Raw genomic sequence first — 16,522 nt, 5'->3', positions numbered from 1 at the left:
CCACGCCCCTCAGGAGGAGGCGGCGTCCATCGCTTCCCGCAGCTTCGCCACCGTCGCCGCGGCCGCCGCCCGTTCCGTCGCATCGTCGCTGATCCGCGAGCGCTCCTCCAGCAGCACGACCGCCGCCTCCAGCACTCCGACGTGCACCGGTACCGTCCGCACACCCGCGAGAGCCGCCCGCGCGCGGTCCGCAGCGGAGTCCACGGCCGTTCCGGGGCCGGACGGGATCAGGGTGGAGACGCCGCGCCCGAGCGCGGGACGGTCTCGGTCACGGAACGGCGGCTGCACCGGAGCTGAGGTCACGCGGCCAGTTTCACCCATCGGGGACCGTCCGCGTCCCGCGCTGCCGGCTCCCGGGACACGACGCACCGGACCGTCGCGCCATGCTCGCGTATCAGGGCATCGCTATGGCCGCGGCCGACGCGCCCTGCTGCGAGCGCGGCGTCTTCTCGCCGACCTTCTGCGGATCGATCGTGCGCGGATCGACGGCCTCACCGGGCGCGCCCTCCGCGTAGTACCCGCCGGGGGCGGTGTCGCGGTCGTGCGGCAGCAGGAAGAAGACCCGTCGCTTGTGCAGTCCGCTGTCGGGGTCGGCCTCGGCGTGTTCGTCGAGCTCGGTGTAGCCGACGAGGCGGCCGTCCCGGGCATAACGCGGCTTGCCGCGGCGGCGCGGCGTCTTGTCGAGAGCCTGACGCACATAGTCGAGGTCGTCGGGGCTCTCCAGCCACACCACCGCATTCTCGTGGGCGAGATCGCTCTCGTTCAGTAGCGAGCTCATGGCTGAAGCCCCTCCTCGTTGTGTCCGGCCACGCACCGGCCTCTGTTTTCTCGCTCCGGGCCGGGTCCGGTCTTCGGGTCCCGTGAGTGCGTCTGCCCGGAGGCTCGGTACCCATCGTAAGGCTGCCCGCTGTCACGGCACAGTGCACGAATGGGCGTCATGTGATTGCCAAGCCGTTCGAAGTACCGGAAACGGCCCCCGCGACCGCCGGATCTTCCTCGTCCGTGAGCAGGCCCAGACCCGGGTAGTACTTCTTTCCGCTGGACTTCATCATGTCGTTCGGCGACGCGAGGCCGAGTTCCTGGCGGATGCGGCTGGCGAAAGAACGCGAGGTCGCGGGCCGGATTCCCTCACTGGCGTTGCACCAGGTGCCGTAAGCCGCGTACAGCACACCCTGCTCGACCCGGAGGTCGGAGGAGCGGTCGGGCCCGTTGGCGGTGGGCGGACTCTTGACGCAGCACTCCTTGAGGAATCGGCCGATGTGGTCCTCGGTCGACTCGTACGCCTCGGTGGCCATACGTACGGAATCAGGACCCGTGAGCGGGTCCCGGGTCTCCAGGTAGCTCATCGCACCCTCGATGAGCCAGTGCAGGATGCCGGGCCCCTCGTCGCGCACGAGCTCGAAGGCCAGGTTGTCGATCTTGTGCTTGTTGGGCACGACGCGCTCGAACGGGATGAGCCGGATGCGCCGCCAGAAGGCGTGGCCGCCGGTGCCGACCTCGGGGCGGTGGTTGCCGAGCAGCCACAGCTTGTGGGTGGGTGCGAACGAGAAGTAGTCCTGGCGCATCCGGCGGGCCTTGATGCGGTCGCCGCCGGTCAGCAGCTTGACCCGGGACTCGTCGAACTTGTCGTTGGGCTTGAGCTCGGAACAGACCATGATGCGCCGGCCGTGCAGTTCGGTGAGCTCGGTGGAGTGCTCGGAGAACTTGCCCTTCTCCATCAGGAAGCCGGGCGGGGCGGCGTCCGCGTAGTCGCCGAGGATCTGGATCATCACGTCGAGGAGCACGGACTTGCCGTTGGCGCCCGCGCCGAAGAGGAACGGCAGGACCTGCGCGCCGACGTCCCCGGTGATCGAGTAGCCGAGCAGCAGGTGCAGGAACCGGATGGTCTCCAGTCCCTTCTCGTCGTCGCCGAAGGTGTCGTGGAGGAACTTGTGCCAGCGCGGCGTCGGCATGTTCTGCGGGCCGACGCTGGTGGCCCGCGAGTGCATGTCCTTGACCGGGTCGGGCTTGTGCATGTCGCCGGTGTGGAGGTCCACGACCCCTTCCGGGGTGCACAGCGCGTACGCGTCGCCGTCCAGGACGTCCGGGTCGAGGGTCAGCGCGGGAGACGCCTTGGCCTGGGTGAGCAGGGCCTTCATGCCGGGCGTCGACATGGTGCGCTTGCGGTGGGCGTAGAGCTCGCGGTCGCTGAAGAAGCCGCGCGGGTCCTGCGCGGGCATCTGTTCGGCCATGTCTCCGGCAGCCCACAGGGCGGCCTTCTCGCCGCCGGTGCGCTTCCAGCGGTACTGGTCCCAGGAGTACCAGCCGAGGCCCTCGACGTGGCGGAACTGGTCGCCGTACAACTGGGCGAACAGCTTGGCGTTGCCCCGGTCGGTCAGCATGTGCGGCAACTGTCCGAGTGTGTCGTACGACTCGTTCACGGCGAGCGGCCCGGGCGCGCCGGCGGGGCCCGACGCCGGCTGGCCGGGGAGGGGCGTGCTGGCGGTCGCGGTGTCCGAATCCGGTTCGGGAACCGGGAATTCGAGCATCTGCTGAGCGGCGGCAGTGGCGTCGAAGCTCATGCTCTCGGCGCTGCTCATGGGCGTCCTTGGGGGTGGAGCGGTCGGATGGCACCTGCGGCAAGGCCGGAGTCGATGATGGTGGAGTTGCGCTGCGGCTGGTGCGGGCGGGCCGTCTGGGCCGCCTGGGTCAGGAGTTCACGTGCCTGCGGTTCCGCGAAGTGGCCGCCGGCCACCAGACCGCCCGCGGTGTACGCGGCCCTGTTGAGCTTTTCGGAGAAGCTCGCGCCCTCCGGAATCGCCGCACAGGCCGCCACCTCGGCCAGGAGAGGGTCCAGAAGCCTCTGTGCCGTCCTGGGGGCGGTGGGGGCACGTAGACCGCGCAGATGGGCCCCAAAGGCCGCAGAAGGCGCCTGAGGGGGCTTCAGAGCTTCGAGGGGCTGCTGCTGCCCGGGGGTTTCGCGCGCCGGTACGTCGCCGGGGACGCGCGTGGCGACAGGGGTCTGGGCGCGCACCTGGACGACGTGCCCGGTGCGGGTCAGCTCGTCGGCGAGCCAGTCCGGCAGCGGGGCCGGCATCCGGGCGTCGCCGACCGGGGCGTAGGTCCCCTGCGGGATCCGGTTGGTCGGCGCGACGATGTATCCGTTGTCCGCCCGGATGTCGACCTGCCAGGCCAGCGCCACCTTGGGGCTCGAACCGGTGGAGGAGCGGAAACGGGTCTCGGGACGGGTGTTTCGGTACCAGATGTGCAGACCTCCCGAGGGAGTGCGCACACGCAGGGTCGTCTCGTCCTTCGCCGGATCCTGGTGGCCCCGGTAGGCGGCGAGCAGGGCGAGCGTGTCGAACCCGGAGGCCAGTCCCGTCAGGTCGACGCGCGGGTCGATGTGAATGCCCGGCAGGAGCCGGTCCCGGTGCGGCACTTCGGCACTGTGCGCGTCCACGTCGAGCACGACCAGTCCTGCGGGGCCACAGGCGACGCCCACACCCATCGTGGGGTGCGCGCCCCACCAGTCGTCGATCCGGGCCGCGTTGGTCGTGGCGGCCCGGAAACCGTGGCACCACCGTCCTGCGGGGATACAGAGGCAGTCCCGGGTCTGGTGGCCGACTTCCCGGCACGCGTTGCAGTTGGCAGCAGGCGTCTTCCGGCCCGGAGCCAACGGGTGCACCGGCCAGCCGTTGCCTGCGCACCAGCGGGCAACGTCGTGTGCCCGCACAGTCCCTGGAGGGACTGGGGTACTGGTCTCACCGTGGCGCGGCACGCGGTCGTCCTTGTCGGGGTCAGAGGTCGTGCGTTCTGGTGCTTTTCAGTCCCTGTCAATGAAGGCGCTGGTCAGCGCCCTATTGGTTCCTGTATGAGGGACTGAAGGGACTGAACTTTCCTATGAGCTCCTGAGCCTAGCGCAAGGGTGGGCATTCTCCGCGGGGAACTGCCGTTGTATCAGTTCTTCAGTCCCTTGAGTCCCTTTGAGCCCTCGGCGGGTGGGCGGTCTTCCTCCCGAGCCCGTTCACGTGGGCGCCGGGCGGCTCCTGCGGGGCGGGCGGGTGCCCCGAGACCGCATGTCGCACACGTGTCCGAGTGTCGGTCATTTCTGCGCCTCCGTGAAGCCAGGGACCGAACGGGCGGGGACGGACCAGTTCAGTCCCCGCCCTTCAGTCCCTCGGTAAACCTGCAGGTCAGCGGGTTGCGCCCGCCGCTGGCAGGGACTGAAAGGGACTGAAGGGACTGAAAATCCTAGTTATGAGCGCTTCAGGCTTATACCTGTCTACTACACGCGTCCGCATACACGCGCGCACACAATTGGGGTGGATACTGCGAAGTTGAGTCCCTTCAGTCCCTCAGTCCCTTGATCAGAACTGGGCTGACTGCTCTGACCTGCACTTTTACGAAGGGACTGAACGGAGGGACTGAACTTGTCCGTCCCTCCGGGTTCAGTCCCGAGCACCCCGCCGACCAGTCGGGAATGAGCCGCACGACCGAAGAGGGCACGGGTGTTCCCCACTGGGTCGTTCCGTCCCTTCGGACCCTCCTCGCGGTCTTCAGTCCCTCGGCCGGCTCCGATCGTGGCTGGCGGGTCGACCGGATGGACCTCCGGTGCCCGCGCGGCCGGGAGGAAATTTCGTACGCAGCAGCAACCGAGGATCAGGAAGCACAGCGGCTGGTAAGGGCCACCGCCCCAGGCAGGAAAGCCAGGGTACATTTCCGGCCACGGTTCGGATGACTTCCTCAGGGGCAGCTCAGTCGGCGTCCGGGCAGGACAGCGTGAGATCCTGTCTGGCCGGGAGACGTCCGTGGCGCTGAGAAGCGGTTTTCTCTTTGTACGGGCGGAGTTCCCGGGTATCCAAAACCAACAGGGACCAAGGGACTCAAGGACTGGGAAACTCAACCGTCGTACGGAGGTTTCTTGCCAGTCCGCTCCTGGGACGGTCCTCCGGGCGGGGCCGGGCCTCTCCCACCTCTTGGCACAGGATGTCGTCTCCGTCACTCGTACGAGCTGAATTTCGCACCTGCAACGCCTCAGGGATGTTCCCGCGACGACTGAGTGCCGATAGACCGGGCATACGCCTGCCTCAAGGCGGTACTACCGATCACGGATTGGGGCGTACGCGCATGAACAGCGAGCAGTTGGTCCAGCAGACCGTCGAAGAGCGCGGCCGGCGGCGGGCAGTGCAGGCGTCCCCCCAGCGCTTCTCCGGGACGACGAATCCGTTTCCCGGTCGTTCGGGGATGTCCTGGCGTACAGGGGCGGTGCGGACCCCGTCCGACCGCATGCCCGGTCCGACGCGTGGCTGGGGGACCGAAGGCGTCGCCCACGCACGGAGGGCTGCGCGGGACTTCACCGAGGGCCTCTCCCCCGCCCCCGCTGCGGACGCAGCCGATTCCCTCGTTCTCGTCGTGTCCGAGTTGGTGACCAATGCGGTCCGGCACGGCGGGGGCCGCTACACCCTCGCCTTCTCCGCCTCCCCCGACACCCTCACCGTCGCGGTGGGCGACCCCAGCCCGGAACTCCCCCACGAACGCACTCCCGACCTCGACGACGGGAGCGGCGGCTTCGGCTGGCACCTCGTGCAGCTCCTGGCCCAGGAGGTGACGATCGTGCGGGCCCGTCACCCGCGATCCCGGTGCACGCCGAGGCAGCCCGCCATCACTGAGACCGGGACGGTACCTGTCACCGGCAAGACGATCCGTGCCGTACTCCCCCGGTAGAGGAGTCCCGACGGCGCGGGTGCCCTGCCTGCGGCCTCCTGGCGAGGGAATCTGCCGTATCGCAGCCCCACAGAGCCGAGGCGTCGCCTAACGTGAACGCATGATGGAACCTGACACCGCAGCGCCCTGGGACGTCACTGATCCCGGCGTGCTCCGTCTGCCGTCCGGGCGACTGGTCCGGGGCCGGGGGCTGCGCCGCCCGCTGCCGCCGGGGACCACTCCGACGTATGCGATCTACCTGCTCGGCAAGCAGCCGCCCGCAGTCGCCTGGGAGGCTGCCTGGTTGCGCTGGCCGGACTTCCGCCTGCCCGCCGACCGGGCCGAGGCCCGCCGCCTGCTCACCGGAGCCTGGGACCGGGCGGGGACCGACCGGGTGGAACTGGCCTGCGAAGGCGGACGAGGACGGACCGGTACCGCACTCGCCTGTCTGGTCGTCCTCGACGGTGTCCCTGCCGCGGAAGCCGTCGACTTCGTGCGTGCGCACTACGATCCGCGTGCCGTCGAGACCCCCTGGCAGAAGCGGTACGTGCGGAACTTCACCGCCTGACCCAGGGCCGGCGTCCGCCCGTCACCCCGGTGGCAGCAACTCCTCGGCGGCGGTGGCGGCCACCGCCGCCGCGACCGCCGCCAGGGCCGGCGAGTCGAGCTTCCACTGCTGCCAGAACAACGGGACGTCCATCGTGCGGTCGGTCGCAAGGAGCGTCAGCGCCCCCGACCGCAGCAGGGGCAGTGCGTGGGCCTCCGGTACGAGCCCCCAGCCGAGCCCGGCGACCACAGAGGCACAGAAGCCCTCGGAGGTCGGCATGTAGTGCCGGAAGGCGCCCGCGGTGGGCAGCGGGGCATCAGTCCCGCCCAGCGAGCGCACGAAGACGTCCTGAAGTGCGTCCCGTCGGTCGAAGGACATCACCGGGGCCTCCCGGAGCCGGTCCACCAGCCGTCCCGACGCCAGGTACCGTTCCTCGAACTCCGGACTGGCCACCGGCAGGTACCGGGCCCGACCCAGGGCTCGCACGCTGCATCCCGCCACGGGATCGGGCGACGAGGTCACCGCCGCCATCACCTGGCCTTCGCGCAACAGGGCGGTGGTGTGGCCCTCGTCCTCACGGTGCAACTCGAAGCAGATCGCGGGTTCCCGCGGAACCCGCGTCAGAGAGGGCAGGAACCAGGTCGCGAGCGAATCGGCGTTCACGGCGACGGCCAGCCGTGTCGGGCCCTGCCGCCCCCCGGGCTCCGACGTCAGTCCCAGCTCGGTGCGCGCACCCCGCTCCAGCAGCGCGAGCTGACGGGCGAACCGCACGATCACCTGCCCCGAATCGGTGGGCCGCACCGGCTTCGACCGCATCAACAGCACGCGCCCGGTGCGCTGTTCCAAAGCCTTGATGCGCTGGCTGACGGCAGACGGGGTGACGTGGAGGGCGGCAGCGGCAGCGTCGAAAGTGCCCTCATCGACGACCGCGAGAAGGGTGTTGACCTGGTCCAGGGGAAGTTCTTCCATCACGAGCGCTAATGGTACGTAAGAATCTTTAGCTGGACTGAATCCACGCCGCTCCCTAGCGTCGACACCATGACAGACAGCACCTCAGGGATCGTCGCCGCAGTGCTCGCGGGTTTCGGAACGGGTCTCGCCCTCATCGTCGCCATCGGGGCGCAGAACGCGTTCGTCCTGCGACAGGGAGCACACCGTCATGCGGTCCTCGCGGTGGTCGCGATCTGCGCTGTCTCCGATGCCGTTCTCATCGCGCTCGGAGTGACAGGCGTCGGCGCGTTCGTCACGGCCTGGCCCGCCGCCCTCACCGTGGTGGGCCTCGCCGGCGGCGCCTTCCTGATCACGTACGGAGTCCTGGCCGCCCGACGAGTCCTGCGCCCCTCCCCCGAGGCCGCTCTCACCACGACCGGCAAGGCGACCGGCTCCGCCCGTGCGGCCGTGCTCACCTGCCTCGCCATGACCTGGCTCAACCCCCACGTCTACCTCGACACCGTCCTCCTGCTCGGTTCGGTCGCCTCCGATCACGGCTCTCTGCGGTGGGCCTTCGGCGCGGGAGCGATGCTGGCGAGCCTGACCTGGTTCGCCGGCCTGGGCTACGGGGCGCGCCTGCTGAGCGGTCTGCTGGCAAAGCCGGGGGCCTGGCGGGTGCTTGACGCAGTGGTGGCGGTCACCATGGTGGCCATGGGCGGGATGCTGGTCGCCGGAGTGTGAGGGAATTCTCCGATCTGCGAAAGGCTGTGGCGAACCGGCGAGGACCCCGTTCCTTCGGCCCGGCCAGGGGGTTCCGCACCCCTCACGTACCGTCAAGAACCGGTCCTGCCACCCGACACGCAGCCCTTCGGCCCCACCCATGTCACCCAAAACTCCCCGGAGGTGAGTAAGGTAACCGCATGACCGTCCCATACGCCCCGGACGACCGGGAAAAGGTAGTGGCGAAGCTTCCCGCCTCCCTGCGCCAAGAACTCAAGATCAGAGCAGCCGAGTTGGGCGTCGACATCAAGGATGCCGTCACCGAAGGGGTGCAGGCGTGGCGTTCGGACGCCTCCGAGCACCCCGTCGTCGACACAACCGGCGGCAGCTCCTTCTCGACGTACCTCCCCACCGGCCTGTACGGGGAGTTCAAGGACGACTGCAAGGAACGCGGCCTCCCCTTCAACCAGGGCATCGCCCAGGCCATCCGCCTGTGGCTCGGAGCCCACCCCTCCCCCCGTCGGCCCGCCCGCCCCAACGGCGCCCGGCGCATCATCTTCGGCAACCAGAAGGGCGGCGTCGGCAAGACGGCCACGTCCTCCGGTGTGGCCCAGGCCCTGGCCGAGGCCGGCAACCGCGTCCTGCTCATCGACTTCGACCCGCAGGGCCACCTCACCAAGCAACTCGGCTACCAGCTCTTCGACATCGAGGAGCCGAGCCTCGCCAAGCACATGCTCGGCGAGGCCAAAGGCGACCTGCGCGAGCTCCTCGTCCCGATAGAGGAGAGCGGCTTCGCGGGCCGGCTGTTCCTGCTGCCCGCGTGCAAGGACGCCTTCCTGCTCGACGCGAAGCTGGCCACCAGCCGCTTCGTGCGGGTCAAGGAGACCGCCCTGGAGAAGGCCATGGAGCCGTTGGAGAAGGAGTTCGACTACATCGTCGTCGACTGCCCGCCCAGCCTCGGCTACTCCATGGACACCGCGCTCTACTACTGCCGCACCCGCGAGGACGAGGAACCGGAGACCTGCGGAGTCTTCGTGCCGGTGCTCGCAGAGGACTCGTCCGCGGACGCCTACGACATGCTCTACGACCAGATCCAGGATCTGACCGCGGACATGGAGGTCGAGATCACCATGCTCGGCTTCATCGTCAACATGTACGACAGCCGCAAGGGCTACATCGCCACCTCCTCCCTGGACAGTTGGAAGGCGATCGGTGACCCGCCGGTCATCGGCATCATGCCGGAGCGCAAGGAGCAGCGCGAGGCCGTCCGCCTCAAGCAGCCGCTCCTCAGCTACGCGCCCGACTGCGAACAGTCCGAGATCATGCGCACCATCGCACGGAGGATCACCTCATGAGCGTCGCCGACCGTCTCGGCACCGGTTCCTCCTTCGGTGGCGTACCGCGCGGCCGAAGCGCCCGTGGACGCGCCAAGGCGCTCGTCCAGGGCGATGTGCCGGAGTACGAGCTGTCCCGCATCCGACTGGAAGAAGTCGCCCCGACCCCCCTCAACCCGCGCCGCAACTTCGGCACGGAGGAGGAGATGACCCGCTTCGGCGAAGAGCTGCGCAACACCCAGCTCGCCGCCTGTGTGGCCATCTCCCGCAAGGCCTATCTCAAGGTGTGGCCGCAGCACGAACTGGCCATCGACGACGCTCAGTACGTCCTGATCAACGGCGAGCGCCGCTACCGGTGCGCCCTGCATGTGGGCCTGGAGTCACTGGACTTCGTCGTACGGGACGACCTGGCGTCCTCGCGCGAGGCCTTCATAGACCACCTGCTGAAGGAGAACCTGGAGCGCGAGGACTTCGACGTCGTCGAACGCGCCCGGGGCGTGCAGCAGTTGGTGCTGGTGTGCAGCGAGGAGTCTCCCTCGGGAGCCCGGGCGCGGGCCGCGAAGCGTCTGGGCCGGGACCGCTCCTGGATCACCAATCAGCTCGCGCTGCTGGACCTCCCCCAGGACCTGCAGAACATGCTCAGCACGGGCTCCCTGCCCGAGCGGGACGGGCGGTTGCTGGCACGGCGGCTGAAGGAGGAACCCGGACTCAGCGTGCCGGCCCTTCTCCAGTACCTCCATGACCACCGGGAGCAGGAGGCCCGAGCCCGCGAGGAAGTCAAGGCGGCCGCCGAAGCGATCAAACGCCGGGGCCGGAGCACCGTCGAAGAGGCCCTCACGCAGAAGAACGCCGAGTTCGCGGCGGAGCAGGCCGAGGCTGAGAAAGTGTTGTCCGCGGACAACATGCCGCAGCCGGTGTGGCAGGACGCCCCTGCCCCGCGTGTGTCCGAGTCCGCCGCGCCCGTACCGACTGAAGCCGCGGCTCCTGTCGCGGTCCCGGCTCCCGCCCCCGAGCCCGTGGAAAGCCCTGCCCCGACGCCCGCCCCCGTGCGGGCCGTGCCGGAAGCCGAGCTGTTGTCCGCGGACAACAACTCCCCCCGCGTGGCTGCTCCGACCACCAACAGCGTCGCTCTCCATGACGACAGTGACGCGTCCGGGGACGGCGGCGCGGACACTGCATCCGTACGATCCGACGCTGCCCGACGACTGGTACGGCAGCTCGGTGCCACGCCGAAGGAACAGGCCCGCACTTTGGCCGCAGGGCTCAGCAGTGAAGAACTCGTCGCGCTGATCGAGGAACTGCACCAGCACATGTGAGGCTTCCCCACCGAATCGAAGGGGCACGTATCCGGTCGACCATGCCGGGGCGTGCCCCTTCGGCGTTCTCTACGCGGAGCGAGGAACAGGCCTGCCCCTCTCCCCCGCGCACCCCGCAGCAATACTGAGCCGATGGACAACACCACGCTCGTTCTGCCGCCCCGACTCACCGCGTCCGCCCGTACGATGCGTGAGGCCGCGCGGGAGCGTGGACTGTCCACGGAGCAACTGCCCACCTTTCAAGTGCCTTCCGGGTTGCGAGCTGAGCACATCCATGCGGGGCCCAGTTTCGCGGACGTGGTGGCACCCGTACTCGGCATCGCGCTTCTCCAGGCTCCCGAGGACTGGCTGGCCCGGTTGCCCCGTGCCTTCACTCAGCGGGACATCACTCTCATGCCGTTCCGCCAGGCTCGGGAACTGCGGCGGCCCGCGTTCATCAAGTCGCCCAACGACAAGCGGATCCGCGCCATGGTCTACACCGACGGATCACGCCTGCCGGAGGCCGACGAGATCGACGCGGAAACGCCGGTACTGGTCAGTGATGTCGTGGAGTTCACCGTCGAATACCGGCTGTACCTGCTCGACGGGACGGTCCACACCGGAAGCAGGTATGCGGAACACGGGCGGCTGAGCGTCGGCCCGCTGAGCCAGGACGCGTCTGCTTTCGGCACGGACCTGCTGTCCGCATGCGGTACGACGTTGCCCTCCGCCATCGTCGTGGACGTCGGTCGGACCGATGGGCAGTGGGCAGTGATCGAAGCGAACGCGGCCTGGGCGAGCGGTATGTACAGCGCGGACCCGCAACGTGCTCTCGACGTCCTGCTCCGCAGCACGGGCCTGATCGAATCGATGCTTGCGGACGCTCACCGCTTCTTCCGGCACTCCTCTCCCCCGGCGGTCCGATCGGCGCGCTGATTCACTTCCCGGGTCGGCCGGCCCGGGCCTCCACGAACTTGCTGGAGCTTGCTGTTGTCCGCGGACAACACCCCAGAGCCCCGGTTGCTCGAAGCGCGTCGGCTCTGTTGTCCGCGGACAACATCTCGGATCCGCGCTGCTCTCCTCCGGTGATGCGCCGGTCCTGTTGTCCGCGGACAACGTTTCAGCTCCACCATCGCGCTTGGTGGTGTGCCGGTCCCGTTGTCCGCGGACAACGTTTCAGCTCTGTTGCCGTTCTTGGCGGTATGCCGCTCTCGTTGTCCGCGGACAACAACTCAACTCCGTTATTGCCCTCGGCGGTGTGCCGGTTCTGTTGTCCGCGGACAACGTCTCAGACCCACCGTTGTCCTCAGCGGTGTGCTGATTCTGTTGTCCGCGGACAACACCACGCGTGCTCAGTCTTCGCCGACGTGGGTGATACGGGTGTCACCGAGCCGGTGCTGCACGTCCTGGAGAAGGAGTTGGAGGAGCTCCGTGAGCCGGTCCTGTTGTTCACTGTCGAGGCCACCGATCAGCTCGGCCTCCCTTCCCAGCACCTGGTCGACGGTCTCCTCGACCAGGTCGTGTCCGGCCCGGGACAGTGTGACGTCGACCGTGCGAGGGCGTCCCTCGCCTGGGCGGCGCGTTACCAGGCCTTCGCGTTCCGCCCGGGCGATTCGCTGGGAGATGGCCCCCGCCGTGACCAAGGAGCGGCGACTGAGCTCTCGGGTGCTGAGGGTGTAAGGGGGACCGCTTCTCCGCAGCACGCTGAGAAGGTCGAGGGTGGCTGCGTCCACTCCTGCTTGCGCGAGAACGCGCCTGCGGTCGTCGCCGAGGAGCTTGGCGAGTCGCCAGATGGGGGTGACGATTCCGATGGAGGAGACGGGTGTGCCGGGGCGTTCACGTACCCAGGCGGCTGCGATGTCCTGGACCGGATAGCCCGAAGCGCTGTCCGTCGGGTACTGCTCGTCCTTGCCCGCCTTCACTGGTTCTCTTGCCAAAGTACCGCTCCTCTGTTTACGTTTAGATCTAAATTTAGGTCTGAACGGCAAGTTCTGGGAGGCATCGTATGTCACGCACCATCCTGGTGACGGGCGGCGGAACGGGCATCGGCCGTGCTGTCGCCGAACACTTCGCGGCCCAGGGAGACACGGTCGTGATCACGGGACGACGGCCCGGGCCCCTGAACGAGGTGGCTGCACGGAACAAGAAGATGCGTGCCGTGTCCTGCGACCACACGGACCCGGAGGCGCTTCAGCGGCTCCTGGAGGAACTCCCTGGGAGGATCGACGTACTGATCAACAATGCCGGAGGCAATACCGACTTCGACCGAGCATCCGAAGCGGAGCCCGACCTGGCGTCGTATGCCCAGGCGTTCCGGGCCAACTTGGAGGCGAATCTGATCAGTGCCGCTCTGACGACCAAGGCCCTGGAGTCACGGCTGTCGGCAGGAGCGACGGTGGTGCAGATCGGATCCATCGCGGCCGACCAGGCTTCAGGTTCCTACGGTGCGGCCAAGGCCGCGCTCGCCAACTGGAACCTGAACGTCGCGGCAGAACTCGGACCCCGCGGCGTCACGGCAAACGTGGTGTCGCCCGGCTACATCGCCGACACGGAGTTCTTCCGTGACCGCCTCTTCGACGACCGGCGCAGCTCTCTGATCGACGCCACCGCAACCGGCAGGGCAGGAGTGCCCGCGGACATCGTGGGCGCCGTGGCCTTCCTGGCGTCGCCGGCTGCCCGGCACATCACCGGGCAGGTTCTGAATGTGAACGGTGGCGCACGCACCACCAGGTGACGTCGAGCAAACAGCAGGAGCGGCCGCCGAGTGAATGAGCAAGGGCACTCGTTGTTGTCCGCGGACAACAAGCGCATGTGTTGTCCGCGGACAACAGCCGGGGCCGCCGGTGGCCCATTGGCGACCCCAAAGTCGACGAGAAACGCAATTTTCGCGAATCCGGGCAAAAATCGACCCACAGAATGGGCGCTCAGAGGCCCGAACTCACGAGGGCTGGTGTGATGGGGTCATCGCCGCTGCGGGAGGCTCCCAGTGGCCCTCCTGGGCGTTTTTGGCTTCCTGTGAGGGCTTGGTGGTGGCTCAGGAGCCTTCAGAGAGGGGGATCACGGTCCGGTACTTGCCACCGGGCGACTGCTGAGGAGGTTCCGGGGCTCGCACGATGGTCAGCTCGCCGAGGTTGTTGTCCGCGGACAACACCTTCAGCTCCGTCTCCACCGAGCCCCAGACCTCATCTGGCAACGCACCCCCGGTCAGTCGCAGTCGAACGCGGAGTACGGAGGGGGCGGTCTGGACGACCTGGAACAACTCCACTCCGGGCGTGCGGTCGAAGAGCGTGCTGAACGCCAGCGGACTGAGCCGTACTTCTTCGCCGGAGGCACCGGGGAAGGTCAGGATGTCGCCCGCCCGGCCCTGCACTCGGATCGCGGGCAGTGGGCTGCCGCAGCGGCAGGGCGTCGGCTTCAGGAGGACGCTGTCCCCGAGGTCGTACCGAAGGAACGGTTGCACACGGTTGGCGAGGTTGGTGACGAGGACGGTGTGCGAGTACTGGCCGGGTGGGGTCGGCCGGTAGTCCGCCTCGACCGGTTCCACCACGGCCCAGTCGGAGTTGACGTGGTACCAGCCCTGCGCGCAGCTATAGCTGAGATAGGTGCACTCGGTGGCTCCGTAGGCGGTGCGGACAGCGGTGCGGCCGCCGAAGGCTGCGGCTGTCCGGTTCATGTCCGCTGTGGTCATGGTCTCGCCTGCCGGTTGCAGCAGCACGGGGTCGATCGTCAGGCGCCCGGCTTCCCTCTCCGCGGTGAGCAGCATGATCGTGCTGGTGTAGCCGATGATGACGGCCGGCCGGTATGCGTTGAGCTGGGCGACCAGTTCGGGCAGCGGGGTGTGGACGGAGAAGACGCGAAGGATCTTGTTGCGCCAGCCTCCTTCACGGGCCGCGCGACGGTTGCCGGCGAATCCCACGTAATGCCCGCCCACCGCCACGAGTTGAGCGAATCGGCCGCCTCGGGCCGCAGCCCGCAGGATGCCCGAGGGTCCCAGCCAGGTGGTGAGGGCCTGTGACATGAGCGCGGCACCCACGTTCAGGTACCGGTCGTCGAGTACGAACAGCCCGCGTCGGCCGCTGGTTCCGGAGGTGGTGGCCACCATGTACCTGCCCAGGAAGGGCTGCCCGATCTGTTCGGGGTCGTCGACGAAGGCGCGGATGTTGTCGTACGTGATCTCCCGGTCGGTCGACCAGTCGTCGAACCGCTCCATTAACCGGCGCTTGTCGGTGACGGGGAGGAGGGCCGGGTCATCCACCCGCCGGGGGAGGCCCCGGTAGAGATCGCGGTAGTACGGAGACCCTGCACGGGCCCGGGCCACGGCGTCGGCCAACCGGGCGCGTTGACGGCGGGCGAGCCCTTCCGTGCCCTGTCGGCGGGCTCGTCGGATGTCCTGGCCGAGCCATGACATGTCTGCCGGAGTGTTGTCCTGCGTCATCGTGAGGTGCTCCTTCGCGGGGGAGTGGAGTGGGCAGGGGGAGGGGAGGGGAAACCGACCTGCCGGAGGACGGCGAGGAAGTACGCCTCGACGTCCTGGGCGGCGGTGGTGTCGGGATACGCAGCCAGGTGCTGAAGTGCCGCGCCGCTGAGTACCAGTTGGAGGGTCTCCGGGTCGCAGTGCGGGGGCAGCTCACCTGCGGCACTGGCGTGCTCAAGGGTGTTACGGACGGCGCGACCGCGGTGACTTCCGTAGGCCGCGTCGTAGGCGCGCAGCAGCTCGGGCAGGTCGTCCATCGTTCCGTACAGGCGGCGGACGAGCCGGCGGGAACGGGGTTCACTGAGGTGGCGGGCCCAGTCCCGGACCATGGCAGGCACGTCCGGCCAGCTCAGTGCTTCGGGGGTGGTGTTCCGGTACTCCCACTCGATGGCACGCACCAGGAGCTCCGTCAGGTTTGGGAACCGGCGGTACACGGTCGCCCGCGTGACCCCCGCACGGCGGGCGATCTGCTCGATGCTGGTCGCGCCGCCACCCCGTTCGATCAGCAGGTCCAGCGCTGCGGCGAGGATCGCCTCGTCCGCCTCACGGCTGCGAGGGCGCCCGGGTGGGCGGGGAGGAGGAGCGGCAGGGTCGATCGTCATGCAGAAACGATACAGCGCTGCTCCGTATTTAATCCAGAGGCGTAGAGGCGTAGAGGCGTAGAGGCGTAGAGGCGTAGAGGCGTGGAGGCGTAGAGGCGTAGAAGGGAGAACCATGGGCCCGACCGTCATGAAGACCGCGGAAAGGGCCTCCCCATAACCTGTCCGCATGACGGAGAACGGTGGAGCAGGCGGGGGCAGCGGGCTTGATCCGATCGATGGCGTCGAGGTCCGCGCCTTCCTGGACGGAAAGGCCTTCGAAAGCTGGCTGGAGGACAACTTCGGCCGCCAGGAAGGCGTTTGGGTCAAGGTGACGAAGAAGAAGTCAGGAATCCCGTCCGTCACCGACGACGAACTCGTCGACACCGGACTGTGCTTCGGCTGGATCTCCGGACAGCGTCGCTCGCTCGACGGGGACCACTATCTCCAGCGGTACGTGCCGAGGCGGCCGGGGAGCCTGTGGTCGCAGGTCAACGTCGACAAGGTGGCGGTGCTGCTCACGCAGGGGCGGATGCGCGAGCCCGGAATGGCCGAGGTGCGCAGGGCGCAGGAGGACGGCCGCTGGACGAAGGCGTACGAATCCCAGAAGAACGCCGTCGCGCCGCCCGATCTGGCGGCGGAGCTCGACGCCGACCCCGAGGCGAAGAGGGCCTTCGACGCGCTGGACAGGACAACGCGCTACCAGTTGATCCTTCCGCTGCTGCAAGCCCTGACACCGAAGGCGCGGGAGGCCCGCAGGGAGCGTGTCCTGCGCGCGCTGAGGTTGCCCGGGGGAAGCTGAGGGCTTCCCTTCGGCGCGGGCACCGCCGATCGGACGGAGAGCGGGCTGTTGTCGTGTCCCGCGTTCATCATGGGAAGCTCCCGGCGTTGCTCGAACCGCGGGGTCCGAAGCCGGACCGGACCGATCGGGCCGATCGGGCCGGCGGATGTCGTCGTAGGCC

The 16,522-nt window shown here is 68.4% G+C and carries 16 protein-coding genes; 8 read left to right on the top strand and 8 right to left on the bottom strand.

The window, feature by feature from the left end:
- Positions 1–9: 9 nt before the first annotated feature.
- From ACZ56L_RS11685 to ACZ56L_RS11670, 4 genes are all read right to left on the bottom strand, one after another.
- Positions 10–303, bottom strand: a complete 294-nt coding sequence (locus ACZ56L_RS11685; protein ID WP_471063431.1) for a hypothetical protein — start codon at positions 301–303, stop codon at positions 10–12.
- Between the two features lie 91 nt (positions 304–394).
- Positions 395–778: a DUF6009 family protein gene (locus ACZ56L_RS11680; RefSeq protein ID WP_189823634.1), complete on the bottom strand. Its 384-nt coding sequence runs from the start codon at positions 776–778 to the stop codon at positions 395–397.
- A 157-nt stretch (positions 779–935) separates the two neighbouring features.
- The gene (locus ACZ56L_RS11675; RefSeq protein WP_401763726.1) at positions 936–2,579 is read right to left on the bottom strand and encodes a DNA primase family protein; all 1,644 of its coding nucleotides are present in this window, start codon (positions 2,577–2,579) and stop codon (positions 936–938) included.
- Positions 2,576–3,757: a bifunctional DNA primase/polymerase gene (locus ACZ56L_RS11670; protein ID WP_471063428.1), complete on the bottom strand. Its 1,182-nt coding sequence runs from the start codon at positions 3,755–3,757 to the stop codon at positions 2,576–2,578. The genes ACZ56L_RS11675 and ACZ56L_RS11670 overlap by 4 nt, the downstream gene beginning before the upstream one ends.
- 1,208 nt (positions 3,758–4,965) lie before the next feature.
- On the opposite strand from ACZ56L_RS11670, the gene ACZ56L_RS11665 reads away from it, so the two are divergent.
- Positions 4,966–5,703, top strand: coding sequence for an ATP-binding protein (locus tag ACZ56L_RS11665; RefSeq protein ID WP_471063426.1), 738 nt, complete (start codon positions 4,966–4,968; stop codon positions 5,701–5,703).
- 100 nt (positions 5,704–5,803) lie between these two features.
- Positions 5,804–6,250: a protein-tyrosine phosphatase family protein gene (locus tag ACZ56L_RS11660; protein ID WP_471063424.1), complete on the top strand. Its 447-nt coding sequence runs from the start codon at positions 5,804–5,806 to the stop codon at positions 6,248–6,250.
- Between the two features lie 21 nt (positions 6,251–6,271).
- On the opposite strand, the gene ACZ56L_RS11655 is transcribed toward ACZ56L_RS11660, so the two are convergent.
- Positions 6,272–7,198, bottom strand: coding sequence for a LysR family transcriptional regulator ArgP (locus ACZ56L_RS11655; protein ID WP_401763735.1), 927 nt, complete (start codon positions 7,196–7,198; stop codon positions 6,272–6,274).
- A 69-nt stretch (positions 7,199–7,267) separates the two neighbouring features.
- On the opposite strand from ACZ56L_RS11655, the gene ACZ56L_RS11650 reads away from it, so the two are divergent.
- The 4 genes from ACZ56L_RS11650 to ACZ56L_RS11635 all read left to right on the top strand — a co-directional run bounded on the left by ACZ56L_RS11650 (position 7,268) and on the right by ACZ56L_RS11635 (position 11,444).
- On the top strand, positions 7,268–7,900 hold the full coding sequence (locus ACZ56L_RS11650; protein ID WP_468687214.1) for a LysE/ArgO family amino acid transporter: 633 nt from the start codon (positions 7,268–7,270) through the stop codon (positions 7,898–7,900).
- A 179-nt stretch (positions 7,901–8,079) separates the two neighbouring features.
- Complete coding sequence (locus tag ACZ56L_RS11645; protein WP_345227652.1) at positions 8,080–9,234, top strand: ParA family protein; 1,155 nt, start codon at positions 8,080–8,082, stop codon at positions 9,232–9,234.
- The gene (locus tag ACZ56L_RS11640) at positions 9,231–10,529 is read left to right on the top strand and encodes a ParB/RepB/Spo0J family partition protein (protein ID WP_471063422.1); all 1,299 of its coding nucleotides are present in this window, start codon (positions 9,231–9,233) and stop codon (positions 10,527–10,529) included. Before ACZ56L_RS11645 ends, ACZ56L_RS11640 begins: the two co-directional genes overlap by 4 nt.
- 132 nt (positions 10,530–10,661) lie before the next feature.
- Entirely contained in the window at positions 10,662–11,444 is a 783-nt protein-coding gene (locus ACZ56L_RS11635; RefSeq protein ID WP_471063420.1) for an ATP-grasp domain-containing protein, read from the top strand.
- 416 nt (positions 11,445–11,860) lie between these two features.
- On the opposite strand, the gene ACZ56L_RS11630 is transcribed toward ACZ56L_RS11635, so the two are convergent.
- Positions 11,861–12,430, bottom strand: a complete 570-nt coding sequence (locus ACZ56L_RS11630) for a MarR family winged helix-turn-helix transcriptional regulator (RefSeq protein ID WP_471063837.1) — start codon at positions 12,428–12,430, stop codon at positions 11,861–11,863.
- 83 nt (positions 12,431–12,513) lie between these two features.
- Between ACZ56L_RS11630 and ACZ56L_RS11625 the strand changes: the two genes are divergently transcribed.
- Positions 12,514–13,242, top strand: a complete 729-nt coding sequence (locus tag ACZ56L_RS11625) for an SDR family NAD(P)-dependent oxidoreductase (RefSeq protein ID WP_471063419.1) — start codon at positions 12,514–12,516, stop codon at positions 13,240–13,242.
- Positions 13,243–13,542: 300 nt separating this feature from the next.
- Here the strand turns inward: ACZ56L_RS11625 and ACZ56L_RS11620 are convergent, their stop codons facing one another.
- Together ACZ56L_RS11620 and ACZ56L_RS11615 are read right to left on the bottom strand one after the other, a co-directional pair.
- Positions 13,543–14,943 (bottom strand): phenylacetate--CoA ligase family protein, encoded by a 1,401-nt coding sequence (locus tag ACZ56L_RS11620; protein ID WP_471063417.1) that lies wholly within the window; start codon positions 14,941–14,943, stop codon positions 13,543–13,545.
- Positions 14,940–15,584, bottom strand: a complete 645-nt coding sequence (locus ACZ56L_RS11615; protein WP_471063415.1) for a TetR/AcrR family transcriptional regulator — start codon at positions 15,582–15,584, stop codon at positions 14,940–14,942. The genes ACZ56L_RS11620 and ACZ56L_RS11615 overlap by 4 nt, the downstream gene beginning before the upstream one ends.
- Before the next feature lie 166 nt (positions 15,585–15,750).
- Here ACZ56L_RS11615 and ACZ56L_RS11610 point away from each other — a divergent pair, with 166 nt between their 5' ends.
- Positions 15,751–16,362, top strand: coding sequence for a YdeI/OmpD-associated family protein (locus ACZ56L_RS11610; RefSeq protein WP_471063413.1), 612 nt, complete (start codon positions 15,751–15,753; stop codon positions 16,360–16,362).
- The last annotated feature ends 160 nt before the right edge of the window (positions 16,363–16,522 follow it).

This window comes from Streptomyces sp. NPDC039736 (assembly GCF_055596485.1).
This window is presented reverse-complemented; position numbering and strand designations above follow the sequence as displayed.